The 21621-nt window shown below is 72.5% G+C and carries 21 protein-coding genes; 8 read left to right on the top strand and 13 right to left on the bottom strand.

Annotated features, from left to right (window positions below; genetic code table 11):
• Nucleotides 1-35 precede the first annotated feature (35 nt).
• Nucleotides 36-3305, top strand: a complete 3270-nt coding sequence (locus ACGFIR_RS05590) for a S8 family serine peptidase (protein WP_393143376.1) — start codon at nt 36-38, stop codon at nt 3303-3305.
• A 66-nt stretch (nt 3306-3371) separates the two neighbouring features.
• Here ACGFIR_RS05590 and ACGFIR_RS05585 read toward each other — a convergent pair whose 3' ends face one another.
• Both ACGFIR_RS05585 and ACGFIR_RS05580 read right to left on the bottom strand, forming a co-directional pair.
• A complete protein-coding gene (locus ACGFIR_RS05585; RefSeq protein ID WP_393143374.1) occupies nt 3372-3824 on the bottom strand; it encodes a hypothetical protein in 453 nt (150 codons plus the stop codon).
• Nucleotides 3825-3866: 42 nt separating this feature from the next.
• On the bottom strand, nt 3867-4856 hold the full coding sequence (locus ACGFIR_RS05580) for a 4-hydroxy-3-methylbut-2-enyl diphosphate reductase (protein WP_393000054.1): 990 nt from the start codon (nt 4854-4856) through the stop codon (nt 3867-3869).
• 254 nt (nt 4857-5110) lie between these two features.
• Between ACGFIR_RS05580 and xseA the strand changes: the two genes are divergently transcribed.
• Both xseA and ACGFIR_RS05570 read left to right on the top strand, forming a co-directional pair.
• Nucleotides 5111-6331, top strand: coding sequence for an exodeoxyribonuclease VII large subunit (gene xseA, locus ACGFIR_RS05575; RefSeq protein WP_393143372.1), 1221 nt, complete (start codon nt 5111-5113; stop codon nt 6329-6331).
• Between the two features lie 84 nt (nt 6332-6415).
• Complete coding sequence (locus ACGFIR_RS05570; protein WP_393001349.1) at nt 6416-6628, top strand: exodeoxyribonuclease VII small subunit; 213 nt, start codon at nt 6416-6418, stop codon at nt 6626-6628.
• Between the two features lie 128 nt (nt 6629-6756).
• Here the strand turns inward: ACGFIR_RS05570 and ACGFIR_RS05565 are convergent, their stop codons facing one another.
• The 3 genes from ACGFIR_RS05565 to ACGFIR_RS05555 all read right to left on the bottom strand — a co-directional run bounded on the left by ACGFIR_RS05565 (nt 6757) and on the right by ACGFIR_RS05555 (nt 9490).
• Nucleotides 6757-7611, bottom strand: a complete 855-nt coding sequence (locus ACGFIR_RS05565) for a hypothetical protein (protein WP_393000058.1) — start codon at nt 7609-7611, stop codon at nt 6757-6759.
• Between the two features lie 244 nt (nt 7612-7855).
• Complete coding sequence (locus ACGFIR_RS05560; RefSeq protein ID WP_393143370.1) at nt 7856-8665, bottom strand: hypothetical protein; 810 nt, start codon at nt 8663-8665, stop codon at nt 7856-7858.
• Between the two features lie 111 nt (nt 8666-8776).
• Entirely contained in the window at nt 8777-9490 is a 714-nt protein-coding gene (locus ACGFIR_RS05555; RefSeq protein WP_393000062.1) for a DUF4245 domain-containing protein, read from the bottom strand.
• A gap of 152 nt (nt 9491-9642) precedes the next feature.
• On the opposite strand from ACGFIR_RS05555, the gene glpX reads away from it, so the two are divergent.
• Nucleotides 9643-10674: a class II fructose-bisphosphatase gene (gene glpX / locus ACGFIR_RS05550; protein ID WP_393000064.1), complete on the top strand. Its 1032-nt coding sequence runs from the start codon at nt 9643-9645 to the stop codon at nt 10672-10674.
• Nucleotides 10671-11645, top strand: a complete 975-nt coding sequence (locus tag ACGFIR_RS05545; protein ID WP_393143368.1) for a DMT family transporter — start codon at nt 10671-10673, stop codon at nt 11643-11645. Before glpX ends, ACGFIR_RS05545 begins: the two co-directional genes overlap by 4 nt.
• Here the strand turns inward: ACGFIR_RS05545 and ACGFIR_RS05540 are convergent.
• The 7 genes from ACGFIR_RS05540 to ACGFIR_RS05510 all read right to left on the bottom strand — a co-directional run bounded on the left by ACGFIR_RS05540 (nt 11605) and on the right by ACGFIR_RS05510 (nt 18659).
• Nucleotides 11605-13203, bottom strand: coding sequence for a hypothetical protein (locus ACGFIR_RS05540; protein ID WP_393143366.1), 1599 nt, complete (start codon nt 13201-13203; stop codon nt 11605-11607). The genes ACGFIR_RS05545 and ACGFIR_RS05540 overlap by 41 nt on opposite strands.
• Before the next feature lie 65 nt (nt 13204-13268).
• Nucleotides 13269-14237: an NAD(P)/FAD-dependent oxidoreductase gene (locus tag ACGFIR_RS05535; RefSeq protein ID WP_393000070.1), complete on the bottom strand. Its 969-nt coding sequence runs from the start codon at nt 14235-14237 to the stop codon at nt 13269-13271.
• Between the two features lie 179 nt (nt 14238-14416).
• Nucleotides 14417-15070, bottom strand: coding sequence for a rhomboid family intramembrane serine protease (locus tag ACGFIR_RS05530; protein ID WP_393000072.1), 654 nt, complete (start codon nt 15068-15070; stop codon nt 14417-14419).
• A 113-nt stretch (nt 15071-15183) separates the two neighbouring features.
• Entirely contained in the window at nt 15184-15882 is a 699-nt protein-coding gene (locus tag ACGFIR_RS05525; protein ID WP_393143364.1) for a lytic transglycosylase domain-containing protein, read from the bottom strand.
• A gap of 277 nt (nt 15883-16159) precedes the next feature.
• Nucleotides 16160-17575 carry a PhoH family protein gene (locus ACGFIR_RS05520; protein ID WP_393143362.1) on the bottom strand — a complete coding sequence of 472 codons (1416 nt, stop codon included), beginning with the start codon at nt 17573-17575 and terminating at the stop codon, nt 16160-16162.
• Nucleotides 17576-17953: 378 nt separating this feature from the next.
• Nucleotides 17954-18283 (bottom strand): hypothetical protein, encoded by a 330-nt coding sequence (locus ACGFIR_RS05515; RefSeq protein ID WP_393143360.1) that lies wholly within the window; start codon nt 18281-18283, stop codon nt 17954-17956.
• 31 nt (nt 18284-18314) lie between these two features.
• A complete protein-coding gene (locus ACGFIR_RS05510; protein WP_089003683.1) occupies nt 18315-18659 on the bottom strand; it encodes a hypothetical protein in 345 nt (114 codons plus the stop codon).
• 264 nt (nt 18660-18923) lie between these two features.
• On the opposite strand from ACGFIR_RS05510, the gene ACGFIR_RS05505 reads away from it, so the two are divergent.
• From ACGFIR_RS05505 to otsB, 3 genes are all read left to right on the top strand, one after another.
• Nucleotides 18924-19364, top strand: coding sequence for an XRE family transcriptional regulator (locus ACGFIR_RS05505; RefSeq protein WP_393143358.1), 441 nt, complete (start codon nt 18924-18926; stop codon nt 19362-19364).
• Between the two features lie 162 nt (nt 19365-19526).
• Entirely contained in the window at nt 19527-19880 is a 354-nt protein-coding gene (locus tag ACGFIR_RS05500) for a hypothetical protein (RefSeq protein ID WP_393000082.1), read from the top strand.
• Between the two features lie 103 nt (nt 19881-19983).
• Complete coding sequence (gene otsB, locus ACGFIR_RS05495) at nt 19984-20808, top strand: trehalose-phosphatase (RefSeq protein ID WP_393000085.1); 825 nt, start codon at nt 19984-19986, stop codon at nt 20806-20808.
• 36 nt (nt 20809-20844) lie between these two features.
• Here otsB and ACGFIR_RS05490 read toward each other — a convergent pair whose 3' ends face one another.
• Nucleotides 20845-21615 (bottom strand): isoprenyl transferase, encoded by a 771-nt coding sequence (locus ACGFIR_RS05490; protein WP_091634348.1) that lies wholly within the window; start codon nt 21613-21615, stop codon nt 20845-20847.
• Nucleotides 21616-21621: the final 6 nt, after the last annotated feature.

The following is a 21621-nucleotide window of genomic DNA, read 5'->3' as shown; positions in this document are numbered from 1 at the left end:
CATCTGAGGGCCCTGTTCTCTGGAGGAAAGAGAACGTGAGCAAACCCCGAAACCTCGGCCGGCGGACCTCCGCCGCGCTGTTCGCGTCGGTCGTGGCGGCCAGCGCCGTGACCGTCGCCGGTGGTGCCGCCACCGCGAGCACCGCACCGACCGCCGCACCCGACGCCTCCCAGGTCACCCCCGTGGAGGCCCTGGGTTCGCACGACGCCAAGCTGCTCGCCGAGGCGGAGGCGAAGAAGGCCCCGACCGTCACGCTGATCGTGGCCACCAAGAAGGGCGAGGCGAAGGACGTCGCCGCCGACCTCAAGAAGCTGGGCGCGGCCGTCACCGAGCGCTACGACAGCATCGGCTACGTCCTGGCCAAGGTCCCCACCTCCAAGGTGGTCAAGGCGGCCACGCTGCCCGGCGTCTCCGCCGTCGACCTCGACGAGACCATCCAGCTGCCCGACCCGACGCCCGAGGTCGCGCCCTCCGGCAAGAAGGCGGCACAGCAGGCGGCGACCCTGCCCGGCCCCGGGGCCGACACCCCGGCCGCCAACCCCTACATGCCGACCAACGAGACCGGCGCGGTCGACTTCGTGGCGGACAACCCCCAGTGGGACGGCCGCGGCGTCACGATCGGCATCATGGACTCCGGTGTGGACCTCGGTCACCCGGCGCTGCAGAAGACCACCACGGGCGAGCGGAAGATCGTCGACTGGGTGACCGCGACGGACCCGTTCGAGGACGCCACCTGGCGCCCGATGCTCACCGAGGTCACCGGTCCGACGTTCACCTCCGGCGGCGCGACCTGGACGGCCCCGGCGGGCACCTACCGGTTCAACCGGTTCAGCGAGTCGATCACCGCTGCCAGTGACCCGGCCGGTGACATCAACCGCGACGGCGACCGGACCGACACGTTCGGCATCCTCTACGACCCGGCCACCCACAACATCTGGGTGGACGTGAACCAGAACAACGACTTCACCGACGACGCCCTGATGCGGCCGTACAAGGAGAAGTTCGACGTCGGGTACTTCGGCACCGACAACCCGGCCACCCCCGTGGTCGAGCGGATCCCGTTCGTGGTCGAGTACCGCGAGGACGTGGACACCACCCCCGTCGGCGGCCCCGGCCTGGTGGACTACGTCAACATCGGCATCGTCGAGAGCACCCACGGCACCCACGTCGCCGGCATCACCGCCGCCAACGACATGCTCGGCAACGGCGCCTTCGACGGTGCCGCGCCCGGCGCCAAGCTGGTCTCCGCCCGCGCCTGCTCGTGGGGCGGCGGCTGCACCTACGCCGCCCTCACCACCGGCATGGCCGACCTGGTCATCAACCGCAAGGTCGACGTGATCAACATGTCGATCGGCGGCCTGCCGGCGCTGAACGACGGCAACAACGCCCGCGCCGAGCTCTACAACAACCTGATCACCACCTACGGCGTGCAGATGTTCATCTCGGCCGGCAACTCCGGCCCGGGCCTGAACACCATCGGTGACCCGTCGGTGGCCGCCAACGTGGTCAGCGTCGCGGCGAGCATCAGCAAGGACACCTGGCTGGCCAACTACGGCTCCGTGGTCAAGAAGAAGAACGCGCTGTTCAACTTCTCCTCCCGCGGCCCGCGCGAGGACGGCGGTGTCAAGCCGAACATCGCCGCCCCCGGTTCGGCCATCTCCACCGCCCCGACCTGGCAGGCCGGCAACCCGGTCCCCGAGGCCGGCTACGCGCTGCCCCCGGGCTACGCGATGCTGAACGGCACCTCGATGGCCTCCCCGCAGGCCGCCGGCGCCGCCGCGCTGCTGCTGTCGGCCGCCAAGGCGACCGACAAGGGCGTCACCCCGGCCGCGCTGCGCCGGGCGCTCTTCACCTCGGCCAAGCCGATCGCCGACGTTCCGACGTACGCCCAGGGCTACGGCATGTTCAACGTGCCGGGCGCGTGGAAGCTGCTGCGCAAGGGCGTGGAGACCCGCTCGTACACCTCCGAGGCCCCGGTCTGCACCGTCCTGTCCGGTCAGCTGAGCACCCCGAACCAGGGCACCGGCGTCTACAACCGTTGCGCCTCCACCGACGGTGGGCAGCGCGTCGGCCAGTCGAAGAGCTACCAGGTCAAGCTGACCCGCACCAGCGGGCCGGCCGGCACCGTGAAGCACAACGTGGGCCTGCGCGGCAACGACGGCACCTTCAAGGCGCCGAAGAGCGTCTCGCTCCCGCTGAACAAGACCGTCACCGTCCAGGTCACCGCCAAGCCGACCACCTCCGGCGCGCACGGCGCGATCATGACGATCGACGACCCGGCCACCTCGGTCATCGACTTCGAGGTGTCCACCGTCGTCGTGGCCTCGAACGACGTGCAGAAGCCGAACTTCGCCTTCTCGGCCGAGGGCTCGGTCGACCGGAACGGCTTCACCTCGTACTTCGTGACGGTTCCGCCGGGCACGGGCGCCCTCCAGGTGAACCTCTCCGGCATCGCCACCGGTTCGCAGACCCGGTTCATCGCCTTCAACCCGTACGGCGTCCCGGTGGAGAGCACGTCCAGCCTCGCCTGCTACACCAACTTCTCCGACGTCAACGCCTGCAAGCCGCAGGAGCGCGACTACCAGAACCCGATCGCCGGGGTCTGGGAGATCGAGGTGGAGTCCCGTCGGACCTCGCCGTCGCTGAACAACCCGTTCCAGCTCACCGTGCGTACGCAGGGTGTCGCGGTCGAGCCGGCCGTGGTCGAGCTGCCGTCGGTCACCGCCGGTGCGGCGACCCCGGTGACCTGGTCGCTGGCCAACACCTTCGGCCCGGTCTCCGTGACCGGCCAGGGTGGCCCGCTCTCCAGCGTCCACGCCGAGCGGCCCACCATCGCCGAGGGCGCGTCGCAGGAGTACATCGTGGAGGTGCCGGCGGGCGCGACCCGCTTCACCGCCCGGATCGGCAACCCGGCCAGCGCCGCGGCCGACCTCGACCTCTACGTCTTCCGGGGCGCCACGGAGGTCGGTCGGAACGCCGACGGTGACTCCGAGGAGTCCGTGACCATCAACAACCCGCCGGCGGGCACCTACCGGGTGGTCGTCGAGGGTTACGCGGTGGACGGGGCCGGTGGCAGCACCGCCTACGACTACCGGGACTCGTTCTCGGCGGCGGCGCTGGGCACCCTCTCGGCGCCCGCCACCCCGCTCAACCTGGCCCACGGCGCCACCGCCACCCTCACCGGCACGGTGACCGCCCAGTCGACCCCGGTCGCCGGTCGGGCGCTCTACGGTGAGCTGGCCGTGGTGACCACCGAGGGCGCGGTCGTCGGCCGCGGCGCCGTCTCCATCGGCGCCGTGAACTGACCCGTCCCGCACCGGAACACCGGAGCCCGTCCCCACCAGGGGGCGGGCTCCGCCCGTTGTGCCGGTTCAGCCGCGGCGGGCGGTCTCGACCAGGAAGGGCGTGCCCTGCTGGCAGGTCGTGAGCAGGTCGCGCTGGACCCGGCCGGTGACCGTGACCTTCGTGCCCGGCTTCAGCACGTCACGCGGGCCGCCGACCAGCAGGTGGTTGTCGAGCAGCAGGCAGTTGGGCTCGACCCCCGAGGTGACCGTCCCGGTCAGCGTGACGGCGCCGGCCGACGGCTTCGGCGCCCCGCCGGAGGGTCTCGTGGGCAGGGGCAGGGCCGGCCCCGTCGGGTCCACCGGGTCACCGGGGGTCGGCGGGAGTGCGGAGGGGCTCGGATCCGGACTGGGCGGGCTGGTCACCGGCTGCGCTCCCGTCGGGGTCGGGGTGGGGGTGTCGCCGGCCCCGTCCTGACCGCCGCAGGCGCTCAGCGCCACGCAGACGGCCAGCGTGGAGACGGCGAGCCGAATAGTCCTCATACCCGTTTTCGACGCAGCGGGACCGCGTGTCGTTCCCGCCGGTCAGCCGCGGGCCGCGACGGCGGCCTTCATGTCCCGCTTGAGCTCCTGCGGCAGCGAGAAGGTCAACCGCTCGTTGGCGGTCACCACCTCGTCGACGTCGGTGAAGCCACGCGCGGCGAGGTGGGCGAGGACCTCCTGGACCAGCTCGTCGGGCACGCTGGCGCCCGAGGTCAGGCCGACCGTACGCGCCCCCGCCAGCCACGCGTCGTCGATCTCGTGCGCGAAGTCGACGAGGTGACCGGCGCGCGCACCGGCGTCGAGGGCCACCTCGACGAGGCGTACGGAGTTGGAGGAGTTGGCCGACCCGACGACGATCACCACGTCGCACTCGGGCGCGATCTCCTTGACCACGTGCTGCCGGTTGGAGGTGGCGTAGCAGATGTCGTCGCTGGGCGGCGACTGGAGCATCGGCAGCCGCTTCTTGAGCCGGGCCACCGTCTCCAGCGTCTCGTCCACGGAGAGGGTGGTCTGGGAGAGCCAGACGACCTTGTTCGGGTCCCGGACGGTGACCCGGTCGGCGTCCTCCGGGCCGTCCACGAGCTGGATGTGCTCGGGGGCCTCGCCGGAGGTGCCGATGACCTCCTCGTGCCCCTCGTGACCGATGAGCAGGATGTCGTAGTCCTCGGCGGCGAAACGCTTCGCCTCCTGGTGCACCTTCGTGACCAGCGGGCAGGTCGCGTCGATCGCCCGCAGCGAGCGGCTGCGGGCCTGCTCGTAGACCTCCGGGGCCACCCCGTGCGCGGAGAAGATGACGGTGGCGCCCTGGGGCACCTCCTCGTTCTCCTCCACGAAGATCGCGCCCTGGGCCTCCAGGGTCTGCACCACGTGCTTGTTGTGCACGATCTGCTTGCGTACGTAGATCGGGGCGCCGTAGAGCTTGAGTGCCTCCTCGACGGTCTGCACCGCGCGGTCCACTCCCGCGCAGTAGCCGCGGGGCTTGGCCAGGATCACGCGCTTGCCGGTCCGGGACGTCACTTCAGCCTGAGTCACCCGCCCATCGTACGTGCCGCCCCGGAGGGCGACACGGGACGCGACCGCCATCACGACGCCGGCGCACGCCTGCCAGAATGTCCCATTCGCTGCGCGTACGGCCACCGGTGTCCTCCGCCGGTCCACCACGTCCCGGACCGGGCCAGGGGCGCTCACCAGCTCCTTTCCGGTACGAGAGGACGCGCGTACCTGGCGCGCCGGAGCTGGCCGCCGAGGCGCGCGGGAGTGTCCGGGGCGGGCCGTAGGGTGGGCGGGTGAGCACAGGCGAGGTGGGGCGCAGCACATCCGAGGAGCCGTGGCCGGTCCGGGTGGTCAGCCAGAAGGTCGGTGCCTGGATCGCCCGGCTCGGCTGGGTGTGGGTGGACGGGCAGGTGGCGCAGATCAGCCGCCGGCCGGGCGCCAGCACCGTCTTCCTCACCCTGCGCGACCCGTCGGCCGACCTCAGCCTGACGGTCACCACCAACCGGGACGTCCTGGACGCCGGTGCGCCGGAGCTGCGCGAGGGTGCCCGGGTGGTGCTGCACGCCAAGCCGGAGTTCTACGCCGCCCGGGGCACGCTGAGCCTGCGCGCCGACGAGATCCGGCAGGTCGGCCTCGGTGAGCTGCTGGCCCGGCTGGAGAAGCTCAAGAAGCTGCTCGCGGCCGAGGGGCTGTTCGACCGGGCGCGCAAGCGCCGGCCCCCGTTCCTGCCCAACCGGGTCGGGCTGATCACGGGTCGCGCCTCGGCCGCCGAGCGCGACGTGCTGACCAATGCCCGCCGACGCTGGCCGGCGGTGGAGTTCCGCACGGTCAACGTGGCCGTGCAGGGGCCGAGCGCGGTCCCGCAGATCGTCGACGCGCTCAAGGTGCTGGACGCCGACCCGACCGTCGACGTGATCGTCATCGCCCGGGGCGGCGGCGGCATCGAGGATCTGCTGCCCTTCTCCGACGAGGCGCTGTGCCGGGCGGTCTTCGCCTGCCGTACGCCGGTGGTCAGCGCGATCGGCCACGAGACCGACGCACCGCTGGTCGACTACGTCGCCGACCTGCGCGCCTCCACGCCGACCGACGCGGCCAAGCGCGTGGTGCCCGATCTCACCGAGGAGGTGCGCGTCATCCGCCAGGCCCGGCACCGCCTCGAACGGGCGGTACGCAACCTGGTGGACCGCGAGTCGCACCGGCTCGACGGGCTGCGCTCGCGGCCGGTGCTGGCCCGACCGCAGGTCATGATCGACCAGCGGGTCGCCGACCTGACCGGGCTGCGTCAGCGGGCCGGGCGCTGCCTCGACCATCGCCTGGCCGCCGCCGACGACGACCTGCGGCACACCCTGGCCCGGCTGCGCGCCCTCTCCCCCGCCGCCACCCTCGACCGGGGCTACGCGATCGTCCAGCGCGCCGACGGCCAGGTCCTCCGCGCCGCGTCCGAGGTCGGCCGGGGCGACCCGCTCCGGGTACGCCTCGCCGAGGGCGAACTGGCCGCGAGGGTCGACGGCTGAACGGAAACGGAATCACGATGGCGAGCTGGCCGCGACGGTCGACGCTGAACGGAAGCGGGATCACGATGTGGTGGGATGGCAGCGATGACTGACGAGAAGAAGGACGAAGATCTCAGCTACGAGCAGGCCCGCGCCGAGCTGGCGTCGGTGGTCGAGCGGCTGGAGACCGGCGGCACCACGCTGGAGGAGTCACTGGCGCTCTGGGAGCGCGGCGAGAAGCTGGCCGAGACCTGCCAGCGCTGGCTCGACGGCGCCCGCGCCCGTATCGACGCCACCCGCCAGAACCCCACCCCCTGACGCCCGCCCCGCACCCCACCCCGACGCCGATCATGGAGTTGTGGTGGGCGATACAGGGCGTTCTGCACCTTGTGTCACCCACCACAACTGCATGATCGACGTCGGAACGGGGGCAGAAAACGGGTGGGTCAGTTGAAGAGGTTGTAGAGCTCGGCGGGGGCCTCGACCACCTGGTCCGCCGGGGGCTTCTGGGCGGCGGTGGCGCTGCCGTAGTCCGAGTACGTGATCCGGATGTCCTGCGCCTTGTTCTGGCCGGCGGCCGGGATCTGGATGACCATCTCACTGAGCCGGCCCTGCGGGTCGAGCTTCGCGGTGAACGGCACCGACTTCGCCTGCGCGCCGAGGGCCGTGATCACCGTCGGGTCCACCGAACCCGCCTCGGCCGCCTTCGACACGTCGATGGTGCCGGCGTACGCGCCGTCGCCCGTCTGGCGGACCTCCGTGATGCCCTGCGTCAGCACCTCGCTGCCGGCGGGGTCGACCTTCTCGAAGTCGAAGCCGAGGTTCCGGTTGCCCTTGATCCGGGTCTGGTCCAGGTGCTGGTACTTGCCGAGGTTCAGCTTCTGCACACCCGGCACACTCTTGGCGGTCGTGCCACCGAGTTCGACCTTGACCCAGCTGTCCGGCTTGTAGTGGACGAGGTCGAGCTTCATGAACAGGTCGTCGGTCGGCTTGCCGATCGTGACCCGCATCTCGGCGCTCTGGGTGGGCTCGTGGACCCGCCCCTCGGCCGTCGAGCCGACGCCGGACATGGTGAACCGGAAGTTGCCGTTGCTGATCTCCCGGGTGGAGGCCAGCAGTGCCTGCTTGGCGTCACCGGACGCCGGGGCCGCGCTGCCCGAGGCCGCGGGCGTACCGGACGCCGAGACGGTCGGGGAGGCGGACGAGTCCGCCGTCGGGGTCCCCGAGGCGTTGCAGGCGGCCAGACCGGGAGTGAACAGGGCGGCGGCCACCAGGCCGGCGCTCAGGCGTCGAACAGTCATGCGTGTCTCCCACGTGGGTCACCCGACGCACCTGGCGGCGGCCGGAAACCGGGCGACGCACCACGTCGGCTGCGCCGCGCGAACCCCCGTCGGGCCGGTTGCCGGGGCGGCGGGCCCGGGTTCGCCCCACTTCTGTTCCCTGTCGCCGCGTCGCACAATCACCGCGATGTCCGGTTGCCCCGGTCGGGTGACCCGGAACGCGGAAACGGGGCGGCCGGAGCCGCCCCGTTCCCGTGTGCCGCTGTCAGTCCTTGAACATCTCGTACGTCTCGGGGGACGCCTCGACCACCTTGTCCGCCGGCGGCTTCTGGGCGGCGGTGGCGTTGCCGTAGTCCGCGTACGTGACCTTGATGTCGTGCGCCTTGGTCTCACCGGCGGCCGGCACCGAGATCACCAGCTCGGTGAGGCGGCCCTCCGCGTCCAGCTTGGCGGTGAAGGGCAGCGCCTTGGCCTGCGCGCCGAGGGCCTTGACCAGGTCGGCGTCCAGGGTGGCGGCGTCGTCCGCGGCGGACACGTCGAGCTTGCCGGTGTAGCTGCCCTCGGCGGTCTTCTGCACCTCGGTGATGCCCTTGGTCAGCTTCGCGCTGCCAGCCGGGTCGACTTCCTCCATGTAGCGGCTGAGCTCGCCGGCGCCCTTGACCTTGGACTGGTCGAGGTGCTGGTACTTGCCCTTCCACTTCTCCGCGCCCGGGATCATGGCGCCCAGCTCGCCGAGGTCGAGCATCACCCAGCTGTCCGGCTCGATGTAGATCAGCTCCATGCTCATCGACATGCTGCCGGACTCGTCGTCGAACTTCATGCTGAACTGGGCGCTGTTGCTGGGCTTGTGCACCAGGCCCTTGCCGCTCAGCCCGGCACCGGCCAGCGTGAAGGTGAAGTTACCCTTCTCGATCTCCTTGGTGGAGGCGAGCAGCGCCTCCTTCGGGTCGGCAGGCACGGCCGAGGTTACCGAGCCTGCGTCGGCCGGCGTGGGTTCGTCCGACTTGCAGGCAGCCAGGCCGGGAACGAGCAGGGTGGCGGCGAGCACGCCGACGCTCCACCGTCGAATGTTCACAGGTAAGTCCCTCTTCGTGGAACGGTAAGCCCGGCGTGCTTCAGCCGCCGGGCAGTGAGCCGGGGCAGCCTAGCCGATCCGACCGACAACCGGGGGGCCGTTTCCCGGCGGCTACCGGACCGCCCCGGCCAGTTGCCGCAGCTCGTTGTCCCGGGCGTCGCCGACCACGATCACGGTCCGGTTCGGTTCGAGCAGGACCAGTGCCTGCTCGTTGCCCCGGGCCGTGTACCGCTGCCAGGTGCGTCCGCCCAGGTCGGTCTGGCCCTGCGGTTGCGCCTCGGCGGTCAGCTCGGTCGGCAGCAGCCGTTCCGGCGGCACGTTGCTCTGCACCAACTGGGCGCCCCGCCCCTCGGGGGTGACATAGCCGAGCCGCAGGTTCGAACCGCCCTCGACGGTCTGGAACTTCGCGCTGACCGTGTGCCATCCGTCACCCAGCTCCGCCGGCTCGCTGACCGGGAAGACGTTGGCGGCCCGCGCCGAGTCGATGGCGGGGGCCGGGTCGACGGTCGTCGGCTGCTCGCCGCCGAGGAACCCCCGGTAGAAGGCGAGCAGCAGGGCGATCGGAACCAGCAGCACGAGCAGCGAGATCGCCATGTCCTTGGGCGAACGTTCCGACTTGCGGGTGTCGACCGCGGGCGGCGGCGCGGGCCGCTCGCCCGTCTCCGTCATGCCGTCGGACAGGGCCACGTCGGCCGCGCCGGCGGGCTCGACCAGCGCCGGCTCCCCCTCGGGTACGGCGGCGTCCCGGGTCGGGGCGACGGGCGGCTGGCCGTCCGGGGGTGTGCGGTCGGCGGGTACGCGATCGGCGGGCTGTGCGGCTTCCACCTCGTCATTCTCGCAGCCGCCCGACCGGCCGTATCCGGGCCATCACCGCCCCGGCCCCGCGCCGGGTGAGCGATCGTGTGAGGATCAGCGACAAAGCCGGCAGCGGCGACGCCGCACCCTGCCGCCCCGCAACGTCGCGAGGAGGAGCCGTCATGACGAACACCAGGACCCGGATCCCGCAGGATCTCGATCGCAACCTCGCCCTCGACCTGGTCCGGGTCACCGAGGCCGCGGCGATGGCCGCCGGTCGCTGGGTCGGCCGGGGCGACAAGGAGGGCGGCGACGGAGCCGCCGTCGACGCGATGCGCAAGCTGATCAACTCGATCCCCATGCGGGGCGTCGTGGTGATCGGCGAGGGTGAGAAGGACAACGCGCCGATGCTCTTCAACGGCGAGCACGTCGGCGACGGCACCGGCGCGGAGGTGGACGTCGCGGTCGACCCGGTCGACGGCACCACGCTGATGAGCAAGGGCATGCCGAACGCGCTGGCGGTGCTCGCCGTCTCCGAGCGGGGGGCGATGTTCGATCCGAGCGCGGTCTTCTACATGGAGAAGCTCGCCGTCGGACCGGCGTACGCCGACGTGGTGGACATCAACGCCGGGGTGGCCGAGAACCTGCGCCGGATCGCCAAGGTCAAGGGCACCGACGTCTCCGAGGTGACGGTCTGCGTGCTGGACCGCAGCCGGCACGACGACCTGGTCACGCAGATCCGCCGCACCGGCGCCGGCATCCGGTTCATCTCCGACGGTGACATCGCCGGCTCCATCGCGGCGGCCCGGGGCGAGTCGGACGTCGACGTGCTGATGGGCATCGGCGGCACTCCCGAGGGCATCATCTCCGCGTGCGCGCTGAAGTGCATGGGCGGGGCGATGCAGGCCAAGCTCTGGCCGCGCGACGCCGAGGAGCGGGAGAAGGCGCTCGCCGCCGGGCACGACCTGGACCGGGTGCTGGGCACCGACGACCTCGTCACCGGCGACAACTGCTTCTTCGTGGCCACCGGCGTCACCTCCGGCGATCTGCTGCGCGGCGTGCGCTACCGCGCCGGCGGCGCGTACACGCAGTCGATCGTCATGCGTTCGAAGAGCGGCACGATCCGGGTGATCGACTCGTACCACCGGTTGGAGAAGCTCGCGCTCTACTCGGCCGTCGACTTCGACGGCCGCCCGCTGGCCGAGCAGGAGTGAGCAGCACCGGGACGCTGGCCACGCCAGCCACGTCTGCGACCCGCCGGATCACCGGTGTGGCTCTCGCGACGCTCTCAGGGCTGGCTGTGGCCGTGCAGTCCCGGATCAACGGCGAGTTGGGCGTACGCCTGGCCGACGGGATCGCCGCCGCGGTGGTCTCGTTCGGCCTCGGCCTGGTGGTGCTGCTGGTGCTGGTCCCCGCCACGCCGGCCGGGCGGCGAGGGCTGACCGCCCTGCGCGGCGCGCTCACCGACGGCTCGCTGCGGCCGTGGCAGTGCCTCGGCGGAACGTGCGGGGCGTTCCTGGTCTCCGCCCAGGGGCTGACCATCGGCACCCTCGGTGTGGCGGTCTTCACGGTCGCGGTGGTCGCGGGCCAGTCCGGCAGCAGCCTGGCGGTGGACCGGGCCGGGGTCGGCCCGGGCGGTTCCCAGCCGGTCACCGGCCGGCGGATGGCCGGGGCGGCGCTCACCGTGGTCGCCGTCCTGCTGGCCGTCGGTGACCGGCTCGGCGACCCGGACACCCTCGGGCTGGCCCTGCTGCCGCTGCTCGCCGGGGTGGCCGTCGCCTGGCAGCAGGCGGTCAACGGCCGGGTACGCATGGCCTCCGGCAGCGCGCTGACCGCCACGCTGGTCAACTTCACCGTCGGCACGGCCGCCCTGCTGGTCGCCTTCGCCGTCGACCTCGCGGTACGCGGATGGCCGACGGGCAGCCCCCCGGCCGAGCCCTGGCTCTACCTGGGCGGGCCGATCGGGATCGTGTTCATCGCGATCGCCGCCGCGATCGTCCGGTTCACCGGCGTGCTGCTGCTGGGCCTGTCCACGATCGCCGGGCAGATCGTCGGCGCCGTACTGCTGGACCTGCTGCTGCCCACGGCGGCCTCCCGCCCGGACGCCGTCACGCTGCTCGGCGCGGCGCTGGCCCTGGTAGCGGTCATGATCGCCGCTGTCGCACCGAGCCGGCCGGCCCGTTGACGGGCGGAGTCGCCGGCGCGGCGACCAACCGGGCCGCCCGCCAGCCCAGCAGCAGTCCCGGCACGGTGGCCGCCACGGCGAGCAGCAGGGCCGTGCCGGAGTACGCGGGCCGGCCGTAGAGCCAGCCCACCAGCGGCAGCGCGGTCAGTGCCAGGGTCAGGGCGGCGGCCAGCAGCACCTCTGCGGTCCACCGCCCACGCGCCCCGCGCAGCCCGACCGGCGTCAGACCGGCCAGCGCCAGCAGGGGTACCAGGACAGCGGCCAGCCCGACGAGACTCAGTTCCTGGACGAACAGCTCGTCCGCCCAGACCTGGGCCAGCAGGACCCAGGCGGCGCCCGTCAGGAGGCCCAGGGGGACGAGACGCCAGCGGGCGGCGCCGGTCCGCCTCCCCGCCCGCGCGCCGGCCACCGCGACCACCGATGCGACCAAGGTGAGGCCCAGGGCCAGGGCCAGCAGCGGGTCGTCCCCCCGGTCCGCCGGGGTGCTGCGGCCGAACGCCGGAGGCCGCCCGCCGAACGGGTACCCGACCGCCGCCTCCCCGCCGAGGAACCCGAGCCGCTCCCAGCTCCCGTCGGGCCGGCGGACGGCGAATCCGTCCCGCCCGTTGGCCACCAGCACCACGTGCCGACCGTCGCCGGTGTCCCGCACGGCCAGCTCCTGCGTGGTCAGCCGCTCGCCGCGCGGTCCCGGGTCCGGGTACTGCCGGCGCAGGACAGCCCGCTGCGCCTCGGTCGCCCCCCAGGCGGGCTGCCAGGTCCGGCCCGCGTCGTCGCTCTGCTCCACCGCGAGCCGGCCGGGGACCACCCGGTAGCAGCGCGTCGGCGTGGCGGTCGAGCAGCCCTGGCTGACCGGGCCGGCCACCGGCCCCTTCGTACCGGCCAACGCCTCGGTCTCGCCCCGGATCGGGTCACGCCAGGTGAGCCCGTCGTCGCCACTCAGCCGCCAGGCGGGAGTGTCGTCGAAGACGCGGGTGTCGTAGCCGTACCCGATGCCGGCGGCCAACTGTCCGTCGAGGACCGCAGCCCGGACGGCGTCGGGATAGTGGACGGCGCTGGTGGCCGCCACCGCCAACGTCGCCGCCGGCAACAGCACCAGCAGCCGGACCAGCCGGGCCGTTCGCCGCCGCACCGGCGCCCGCCGCGCCCGGGACCAGGTCCACCCCGCGAGGACCAGCGCGGGCAGCGCGAACAGGTCGGTGGGGTCGGCCCGGACCAGCGACGGCCCACTGACGGTGCTCCAGAGCGCCGAGGCGCCGGCGGCGGCGTACCCGCTGGATTTGACCGCGGTGAAGCCGGCGGCCACGAGGCCGAGCCCGAGCCCGGCGGCGACGCGGGCCGGCAGCCGTGGGGCCAGCAGCGTCAGCAGCACGGCGACCAACGTCGGCGCGACGAGGAGGCCGGCGACGTCGCTGAGCTTTCCGGTCACCAGGCCGGGGAACGCCGGCTTGAGCAGGTGGTCGTTGACCACGAGCAGGACGAGGGCGGTGACCGTCGCGGGATGACCCAGCCAGGCCAGGGTCGCTGGCGCGCCGTCACGGCGCGGGACCGGATGGCTCATCGGCCCACGATCGCAGCAACCGATCTCGATCCGGCCACGGACGGGGCAGGATCCGGTAGCGACGCTCAGGTGCCGTCGGACGAGTGCCCGGGGAACAGGTGCGCGCTCGGGTCGATGGCCACCGCCGCGTTGTTGACCGCCGTGGCGGCCTCGCCGAAGCCGGTCGCGATCAGCCGTACCTTGCCCGGGTACTCCGTGATGTCGCCCGCCGCGAAGACCCGGGGCAGGTTCGTCGCCATCGCGCTGTCGACCACGATGTGCCGGCGGTCCAGCCGCAGCCCCCACTCGGTCAGCGGCCCCAGGTCGGCGGTGAAGCCGAGGGCGGCCACCACCGTGTCGACGGGCAGCAGCTCCGCCGCGCCGCCGCGTACGGTGATCTCGGCGCCGGTGACCGTGCCGTCGCCGTGCAGCCCGGTCACCTCGGCGTTGACGATGACGCGCACCGGCAGGCCCAGCACCCGGGCGACGGTGGCCGCGTGCGCCCGGAACTTCTCCCGCCGGTGCACCAGCGTCACCGAGCGGGCCAGCGGCTGGAGCGTCGACGCCCAGTCGAAGGCGGAGTCGCCGCCGCCGACGATCAGCACGTCCCGGTCGGCCAGCTCTCCCGGCTGCGGTACGAAGTAGACGATCCCGGCGCCGGCGAAGTGCTCCGCCACGGGCAGCGGTCGGGGCGTGAAGCTGCCCAGCCCACCGGTGACGACCACCGCCCCGCAGCGGAGCTGTCCGCCCCCGGCGAGGCCGAGCACCGGCCGCCCGTCGGCGTACGAGAGCTTCTCGGCGCGGGTGCCGAGCAGGTAGCACGGGTCGAAGGGAGCCGCCTGGGCGACGAGGTTGGCCACCAGGTCCCGCCCCTTGACCGCCGGGAAGCCGGCCACGTCGTGGATCAGCTTCTCCGGGTACATGGCGGTGATCTGGCCGCCGGGCTCGGGCAGCGCGTCGACCACCGCGACGGAGAGCCCCCGGAATCCGGCGTAGTACGCCGCGAACAGCCCGGCCGGGCCGGCCCCGATCACCGCGACATCGACCTCACGCATGGGCGTACCGTCGCTTTCCGCTCACGGATCAACGCGTGCTGATCCCGACGGTAGGGCCGGCGGCACCCCCGGGCAAGCACGTCCCACCGCGACGCGCGGCACCGGCGCGTCGGCACGGCGCCGACGGGGCGGGCAGGTGTGGCCGCACCGCCGAGCCAGGACGGCCGGCCGCACGCCGGTCAGGGCATCGTGAGCGTGGACTCCGAGCGGTAGGGACCGCCGAGGTCTCCCCGCCGGCGCCGGAAGATGATCGCGGCGACCACCCCGCCGAGCAGCCCGAACAGGTGGCCCTGCCAGGAGATCCGCTCGTCGGTGGGGAGGATGCCGACCAGCTGCCAGCCGTAGAGCAGGCCGACGAGCAGGAAGACCGCGAAGTTCCACCAGCTCCGTTCGACGATGCCCCGGGTCAGCAGGATGCCCAGGTAGCCGAAGATGACCCCGCTCGCGCCGACCACCACGGAGGTCGACGAGCCGGTGAACCACACGCCCAGCCCGCTGACCAGGATGATGACGAGCGTCGACCAGAGGAAGCGGCGGGCGCCGGCGGCGAGCACGAAGGTGCCGAGCAGGATCAGCGGGATGCTGTTGCTGTAGAGGTGGTCGAAGCCGTGGTGCAGGAACGGCGAGAAGAAGACGCCGTCGAGCCCGTCGATCCGCTTCGGGATGATCCCGGCGGCGGTGTCGAAGCCGGCCGCGAGCCCCTGGTCGAGGGCCTCGATGAGGAAGAGGAACGGCACCACCGCGCACATGGCGACGAAGGCCCGGCCGAGCGCGGCGTAGAACGCCTCGGTGCCGAACCTGTGCGGGTCGCCGCTTGGCGGGTGCAGGGTCACCCGTCAAGAGCTATCAGGTGACGGGCACAGCCGCCACTCCTGCGGCGATCCGTAACCGGAACGACGAGGGCGGGGTGTGTGGACACCCACACACCCCGCCCTCGAAGGTCGGTCTAGTACCAGCCCACGTCCTGCGAGTGGGCCCAGGCCTTGCACGGCGTGCCGTAGCGGCCCTCGATGTAGCCGAGGCCCCACTTGATCTGGGTCGCCGGGTTGGTCTGCCAGTCGTCGGCGACAGAGCCCATCTTGCTGCCGGGCAGCGCCTGCGGGATGCCGTACGCCCCGGACGAGGAGTTGCGGGCCTTGTGGTTCCAGCCGCTCTCCTTGTCCCAGAGCTTGTTCAGGCACGGGAACTGGTCCATCCCGAAGCCCGCCTTCACCATGAGCGCGCAGCCGACCTCGCGGTTGCCGCTGAACTCGGCGCAGGAGGCCGGGATCGGTCCGTCGTACGGCTTGCTCTCGGCGGCCTTCTCGGCCGCGGCCTTGGCGGCGGCCTCGCGGGCCTTCTTCCGCGACGCGGCGGCGGCCTCGGCCTCGCGGGCGCGCTTGGCGGCCTCCTTGGCCGCCGCGGCGGCGCGCAGCTTCGCCTGGTACTCGGCGGCCCGCTGCTTCGCGGACTGCACCTGCTGGGCGGCGTGCCGCTCGCGCTGGTACTCGAATTCGGCCTGCTCGACAGCGACACCGACCTGCGCGGTCAGGCCCTGCTGCTGGGTCTGTCGGTCTTCGCCCAGGTAGACGCCGCCGGCAACGCCCACGGAGAGCAGCGCGACAGCGGCCGTACGGGCGCCGAACCGGCTCCACAGCCGACTCACGAAGTGGTCCCTTCGTCGGGTGCAAGGACACGGCGCGGGGCTGCGCCCCGGGTGGGGCGCGTCTCCGCGTCGCAAGCGCCCCGACCCGGTGGCGGTCGCAGCCGACGTACCCGGGTGGCAGTTGGCGCGTCCTGTGACGAACGATCACCAACGATCTTCTCGGTACGTGGGCGCTCGTTGGACACCATCGCGCACGGTGGGACTGATGGGAAACCAACGGACGCGATTGTGATCTGCGCCACACAAAAAATGCGGACAAACCCCTACATAAGCCTCGTCATTGCGGGATGTCCTCCAGGAGATCCGTCACCATCGCCGCGATCGGCGAGCGCTCCGAACGGCTGAGGGTGACGTGAGCGAAGAGCGGATGGCCCTTCAGCGCCTCGATCACCGCGGTCACGCCGTCGTGCCGCCCGACGCGGAGGTTGTCCCGCTGCGCCACGTCGTGCGTGAGCACCACCCGGGAGCCCTGGCCGATCCGGGAGAGCACCGTCAGCAGCACCCCGCGCTCCAGCGACTGCGCCTCGTCCACGATCACGAAGGCGTCGTGCAGGCTGCGGCCCCGGATGTGCGTCAGCGGCAGCACCTCCAGCAGGCCGCGCGAGGTGACCTCCTCCAACACGTTCTCGTGCACCACCGCGCCGAGGGTGTCGAAGACCGCCTGCGCCCAGGGCGACATCTTCTCCGACTCCGAGCCGGGCAGGTAGCCCAGCTCTTGGCCGCCCACGGCGTAGAGCGGACGGAAGACCACGACCTTCTTGTGCCGGCGGCGCTCCATCACCGCCTCCAGCCCGGCGCAGAGGGCCAGCGCCGACTTCCCGGTGCCGGCCCGCCCGCCCAGCGAGACGATGCCCACCGACTCGTCCAACAGCAGGTCCAGCGCGATCCGCTGTTCGGCCGAGCGGCCGTGCAGCCCGAACGCCTCCCGGTCGCCGCGGACCAGCCGTACGGTCTTGTCGGGCAGCACCCGGCCGAGCGCCGAGCCCCGGGCCGAGTGCAGCACCAGGCCCGTGTGGCACGGCAGCCCGGCGGCGACGTCCAGGTCGAGCGCCTCGCCGGCGTAGAGCCGGCCGATCTGCTCCTCGGCGAGCTCCAGCTCGGCCATCCCGGTCCAGGTGGGGTCGCTGGCCTGGCCGTGCCGGTACTCGTCCGCCCGCAGGCCCACCGAGGCGGCCTTGACCCGCAGCGGCATGTCCTTGCTGACGAGCGTCACCTCCCGCCCCTCGGCGGCGAGGTTCAGCGCCACGGAGAGGATCCGGGCGTCGTTGGAGTCGGTGCGGAACCCCGGCGGCAGCACCCCGTCGTCGGAGTGGTTCAGCTCCACCCGCAGCGTGCCCCCGGACTCGTTGGCGGGCACCGGGCGGTCCAGCCGCCCGTGCCGGACCCGCAGCTCGTCCAGCATGCGCAGGGACTGCCGGGCGAACCAGCCCAGCTCCGGATGGTGGCGCTTGCCCTCCAGTTCGGAGATGACCACGAGGGGCAGGACCACCTCGTGCTCGGCGAAGCGGTGGAAGGCCGCCGGGTCGGACAGGAGCACCGAGGTGTCCAGGACGAACGCCTGGCCGGCTGGTCGGGGCTCCTCGTTGCCGACCGGAGCGGCGGACGCGCTGCGGCGGCTCCGGGTGGCGCGGCGGGTCGTGGCAGTCGCGGCCGGGGTCTGGTCGGTCCCGGCGGGCGTTCGGCGAGTCGTCACAGGCCTGCTCCGACGGATGGGCATCCGCCACCCGCGTTCCGCCTCCTCCGGTGCCCGGGGACACGGGGTCGGATGCGGAACCCCGTGCGCGAGGTCGCAGATCCGGGCGGACCGGCTGGCCCGGGAGAACCCCGTGCCATGCCTAGACGCTAGCCGCGTCGGACCCCGTGGGCTAGAGGGCGACGGTGGATCTCCGGGGACCGGCGGGTGAACTCGGCCGGCGGCGAAACCGGCCGGGATGCATGCCCCCTGCGCGCATCCCGGCCGGTGGGACCACCGTCACCGGTCTGACGTGGCCCCGACGGTGCGTGTCCGCCGCGGACGACGCACCGCGCTGGTTCCGGTCGACGGGGCCTCGGGCTCCCCGTCGACCGGGGCTCAACCGGTCCGCCGGACCAGGGTGCCGGTCGGGTGCCGCCCGGCGACCGGCGCCGTGAACGACGAGCCGGTGTACGTGGTGCCGGGCCGGACCACCGTGCCGGTGACCCGGGCGGCGGTGACCGGCGACGGGCCGGCCAGGGCGGACGCGATGGCGGCCTGGGCGTCGCGGCGACGGCGGTTCCAGGCCCCCCGGTCGCCGTCGAAGTAGCCCTGCCGGTAGCCGAACCGGTAGCCGATGCGGTAGCTGAGCTGGCCGTGCAGCCGCCCGGCCGCGTAGCTCGTGGCGCCGAGGACGAGGACGAGGAAGACGGCGAGGAAGGGGCTCATCCGGCGGCTCCGGTGCGCCGCGGGTGCCGGGTCATCGCTCCTCCGGCTCGGTCGGCGTGGGCTCGGCGACCAGGAGCCGGTCGAGGTCGTCGGTGCTGACCTCCTCGACCAGCTCGACGCTGATCCGGCAGCCGTCCAGGACGACCTCGGCCACCGAGGAGCGGCGGATCTCCCCGCCGGCGTCGTACACCCGGACGCTGACCTCGGGGCAGCCGAGGTGGGTACGCCAGGCGTCCCACTCCGTACGGTCGCCGACGCTGAGTGACAGGTAACGGCAGCCCCGGGCGAGGTAGAGCCGCCATGGCGCGCTCAGACCCGTGGCCACCCCCTCCGCGATCAGGCCGAAGGCCTGGGCACGGGTGGCTAGCTCGGTCACCACACCCCCCTCGCGCCGGGGGCGTGACGCATGTGAGCACTCATCGTCTCATGCACGTGACACACCGTAGATTGTCCCATGGACGTGACAGTATCAGCTTTTCGTCTGTTTGCCGGGGCCTCTACGGGCATCTATTCTGCCCAGGTGACGCCCCTCAGAAGCGGTGTCGGGTCAGTTACCGGCACCTCGACAACCACGTCACGTCCGCGTGACACCAGCGTGCCAGGACACCCGGCGGTGGCCGGATGGTCGTACCGTCACCAGGTGACCGAGACGGCCAACGCACGGAAGATCGCCTTCGCCACCTTCGTCCGACGGGCGCTCGACGAGGCCCGGGCCACCCGGGCGTGGAGCGGCACGGAGGTGTCCCGTCGCACCGGCGTCTCCCGGCAGACCATCAACCGCTGGGTCCGGGGCGACTGGGCCAGCGACCCGGAGGCCGAGCGCGTCGTCGCGTTCTGCGAGGGCCTCGGCCTCAGCCCCGCGACCGCCTTCGCGGCCCTGGGCTGGGAGCGGGCGGCCACGCCGCGCAACACCGCGACCGCGCCGCCGATGGACCCGGACGTGGAGGCGCTGTTGCGTCGGCTCGTGGACCCCGACGTCTCCGACGCGGAGAAGTTCCACATCCGGGAAACCATCAGATACCTCGCGTATCGCCCCACTCTCCCGGTCGATGTCCGAAAACGAGGGAAACAGGCCGGCTAGTTCCTCAGATGGCGAAAGAACGGCAGGTCAGACTCATTCGTTTCGCTCCGGGGCCGGAACGGGCGCGCTAGCGTCCCTATTCGTACTGCTTGGGCTCGTCGTCGGCGGGGGGACGGGACAAGGCCGAACCCAGCCCTGCGGGACAGAAGGAGGGGTCTGTCCATGACCCTGAAGTGGATGGCAGTCGTGATCGCCGCCGTGTCGCTGACACTGGGCGTGACCGGAAACGTCGTGACCCTGGCGGTCAACGGCGGGCAGCTTCCGCTGCTCGTCAACCTCGTGGCGCTCACCGCCGCCGGCACCGCGGTGATCCTGGCCGTGGTCGCCGAGCTGCACGACCGGCTCAACGACCGGGTCAGCGCCCTGACCGACTTCCTCGTCGGCCGGCTGAAGGAGATCGAGGAGCGCAGCGGCGACCGCAACAGCGGATTCGTCGAGGGTTACCTGCTCAACCACGGCCAGGAGGCCGCCGTCGTGCCGTTCGGCCGGCGGGGACGGGGAGCCGCCGAACGCTGACCGTCAGCCCGCCGCGCACCGACCGCGCACGCCTCCGGGCGCCGGACGGTGGCCACCGCTCGGACGGGGATTGAGCCGCCCCGCCCGGGGTACGCTGTCGCGCGTGCCGCCGTTGAATCTGGGCAACCACCAGCCGAGAACCCCGTTGGACGCCGACCAGGCCTGGCGGACGACCGCCGGAAGGTCGGCCGGGACCGTGCTCTTCTTCGACTTCGACGGCACCCTGGCACCGGTCGACGACGACCCCACCGCCGTGCGCCCCGACCCGAAGGTGCTGGCCGCGATCGAGACGCTCGCCCCGGTCGTCCGGCGGATCGCGATCGTCTCCGCGCGTCCCGTCGAGTTCCTCCGCGACCAACTCGGGGGCCTCGACGGCGTCGACCTGTACGGCCTCTACGGCCTGGAGCACAGCCACTCCGGCGGCGAGACCGTGACGGAGCCGGCGGCCCTGCCCTTTGTGCCCACCATGGCGGAGCTGGCCGACCTGGCGCGGGCCGAGCTGCCCGAGGGCGCGCTGGTGGAGTACAAGCGGCTCTCCGTGGCGCTGCACTGGCGCACCGCGCCGCAGCTCGGTGCGGCCGTGGAGCGGTGGGGCCGGGCCCAGGCCGAGCGGCTCGGGCTCAAGGTCCAGGCCGGGCGGATGGTGCTGGAGCTCAAGCCCCCGGTCGACCGGGACAAGGGCATGGTCATCGACGAGATCGTCCGGGACGCCGAGGGCGCCTGGTACTTCGGCGACGACGTCTCCGACATCAAGGCGTTCGCCGCGCTGCGGGCCCGGGCCGCCGCCGACCCGCACTTCTTCGGCGTCTGCGTCGCGGTCGCCAATCCGGAGACGGGCCGCGAGGTCGCGGAGGCCGCCGACCTGACCCTCGACTCCCCCGCGGCGCTCGGCGACTTCCTCACCGAGGCCACCACGCACCTCACCTGACGCGCTCCGGGCCGGCCGGGGGTCGCGGGGGCCGCGTCAGGCGCCGTAGCGGCGTTGGCGGTTGGCGTAGGAGCGCAGGGCGCGCAGGAAGTCGATGTGCCGGAAGTCCGGCCAGTTGAGCTCGCAGAAGTAGAACTCCGAGTGCGCCGACTGCCACAGCATGAACCCGGAGAGGCGCTGCTCGCCGCTGGTGCGGATGACCAGGTCGGGGTCGGGCTGGCCCCGGGTGTAGAGGTGCTCGGCGATGTGCTCGACGTCCAGCACCTCGGCCAGTTCCTCGAGGGTGCCGCCCGAGGCGGCGTACTCCAGCAGCAGCGACCGCACCGCGTCGGTGATCTCCCGCCGGCCGCCGTAGCCGACCGCGATGTTGACCTCGGCCCCGCCGCTGCGGTCCCGGGTGCGCTCCTCGGCGGCCTTCAGCGCGGCGGCGGTCGAGGCCGGGAGCAGGTCGAGCGCGCCGACCATCCGCAGCCGCCAGGGATTGCCCTCCTCAGCCAGCTCGACCACCAGGTCCTCGATGATCTGGAGCAGCGGGTCGAGTTCCTTGGCCGGTCGGCGCAGGTTGTCGGTGGCGAGGAGGTAGAGGGTCACGTGCCCGATGCCGGCCTGGTTGCACCAGCCCAGCATGTGCTTGATCTTGACGGCGCCCATCCGGTGCCCGTCGTTCGGGTCGACGTAGCCCATCTCCCGGGCCCACCTGCGGTTGCCGTCGCACATCACGCCGACGTGCCGGGGCACCGGCTTGCCCGCGAGCTTCGCCGTGAGGCGACGCTCGTACACCGAGTAGATCAGGTCCCGCAGAGTCATCACCTT

Origin of the sequence: Micromonospora sp. NPDC049051 (assembly GCF_043197575.1) — a bacterium.
Lineage (GTDB): Bacteria > Actinomycetota > Actinomycetes > Mycobacteriales > Micromonosporaceae > Micromonospora.
This window is presented reverse-complemented; position numbering and strand designations above follow the sequence as displayed.

Coding starts and splice junctions, on each gene's coding strand:
- ACGFIR_RS05540 (WP_393143366.1), bottom strand. CDS start 13,203: ATGAGCCATCCGGTCCCGCGCCGTGACGGCGCGCCAGCGACCCTGGCC.
- ACGFIR_RS05515 (WP_393143360.1), bottom strand. CDS start 18,283: ATGAGCCCCTTCCTCGCCGTCTTCCTCGTCCTCGTCCTCGGCGCCACG.
- ACGFIR_RS05500 (WP_393000082.1), top strand. CDS start 19,527: ATGACCCTGAAGTGGATGGCAGTCGTGATCGCCGCCGTGTCGCTGACA.
- ACGFIR_RS05565 (WP_393000058.1), bottom strand. CDS start 7,611: ATGACTGTTCGACGCCTGAGCGCCGGCCTGGTGGCCGCCGCCCTGTTC.
- ACGFIR_RS05490 (WP_091634348.1), bottom strand. CDS start 21,615: ATGACTCTGCGGGACCTGATCTACTCGGTGTACGAGCGTCGCCTCACG.
- ACGFIR_RS05570 (WP_393001349.1), top strand. CDS start 6,416: ATGACTGACGAGAAGAAGGACGAAGATCTCAGCTACGAGCAGGCCCGC.
- ACGFIR_RS05535 (WP_393000070.1), bottom strand. CDS start 14,237: ATGCGTGAGGTCGATGTCGCGGTGATCGGGGCCGGCCCGGCCGGGCTG.
- ACGFIR_RS05585 (WP_393143374.1), bottom strand. CDS start 3,824: ATGAGGACTATTCGGCTCGCCGTCTCCACGCTGGCCGTCTGCGTGGCG.
- glpX (WP_393000064.1), top strand. CDS start 9,643: ATGACGAACACCAGGACCCGGATCCCGCAGGATCTCGATCGCAACCTC.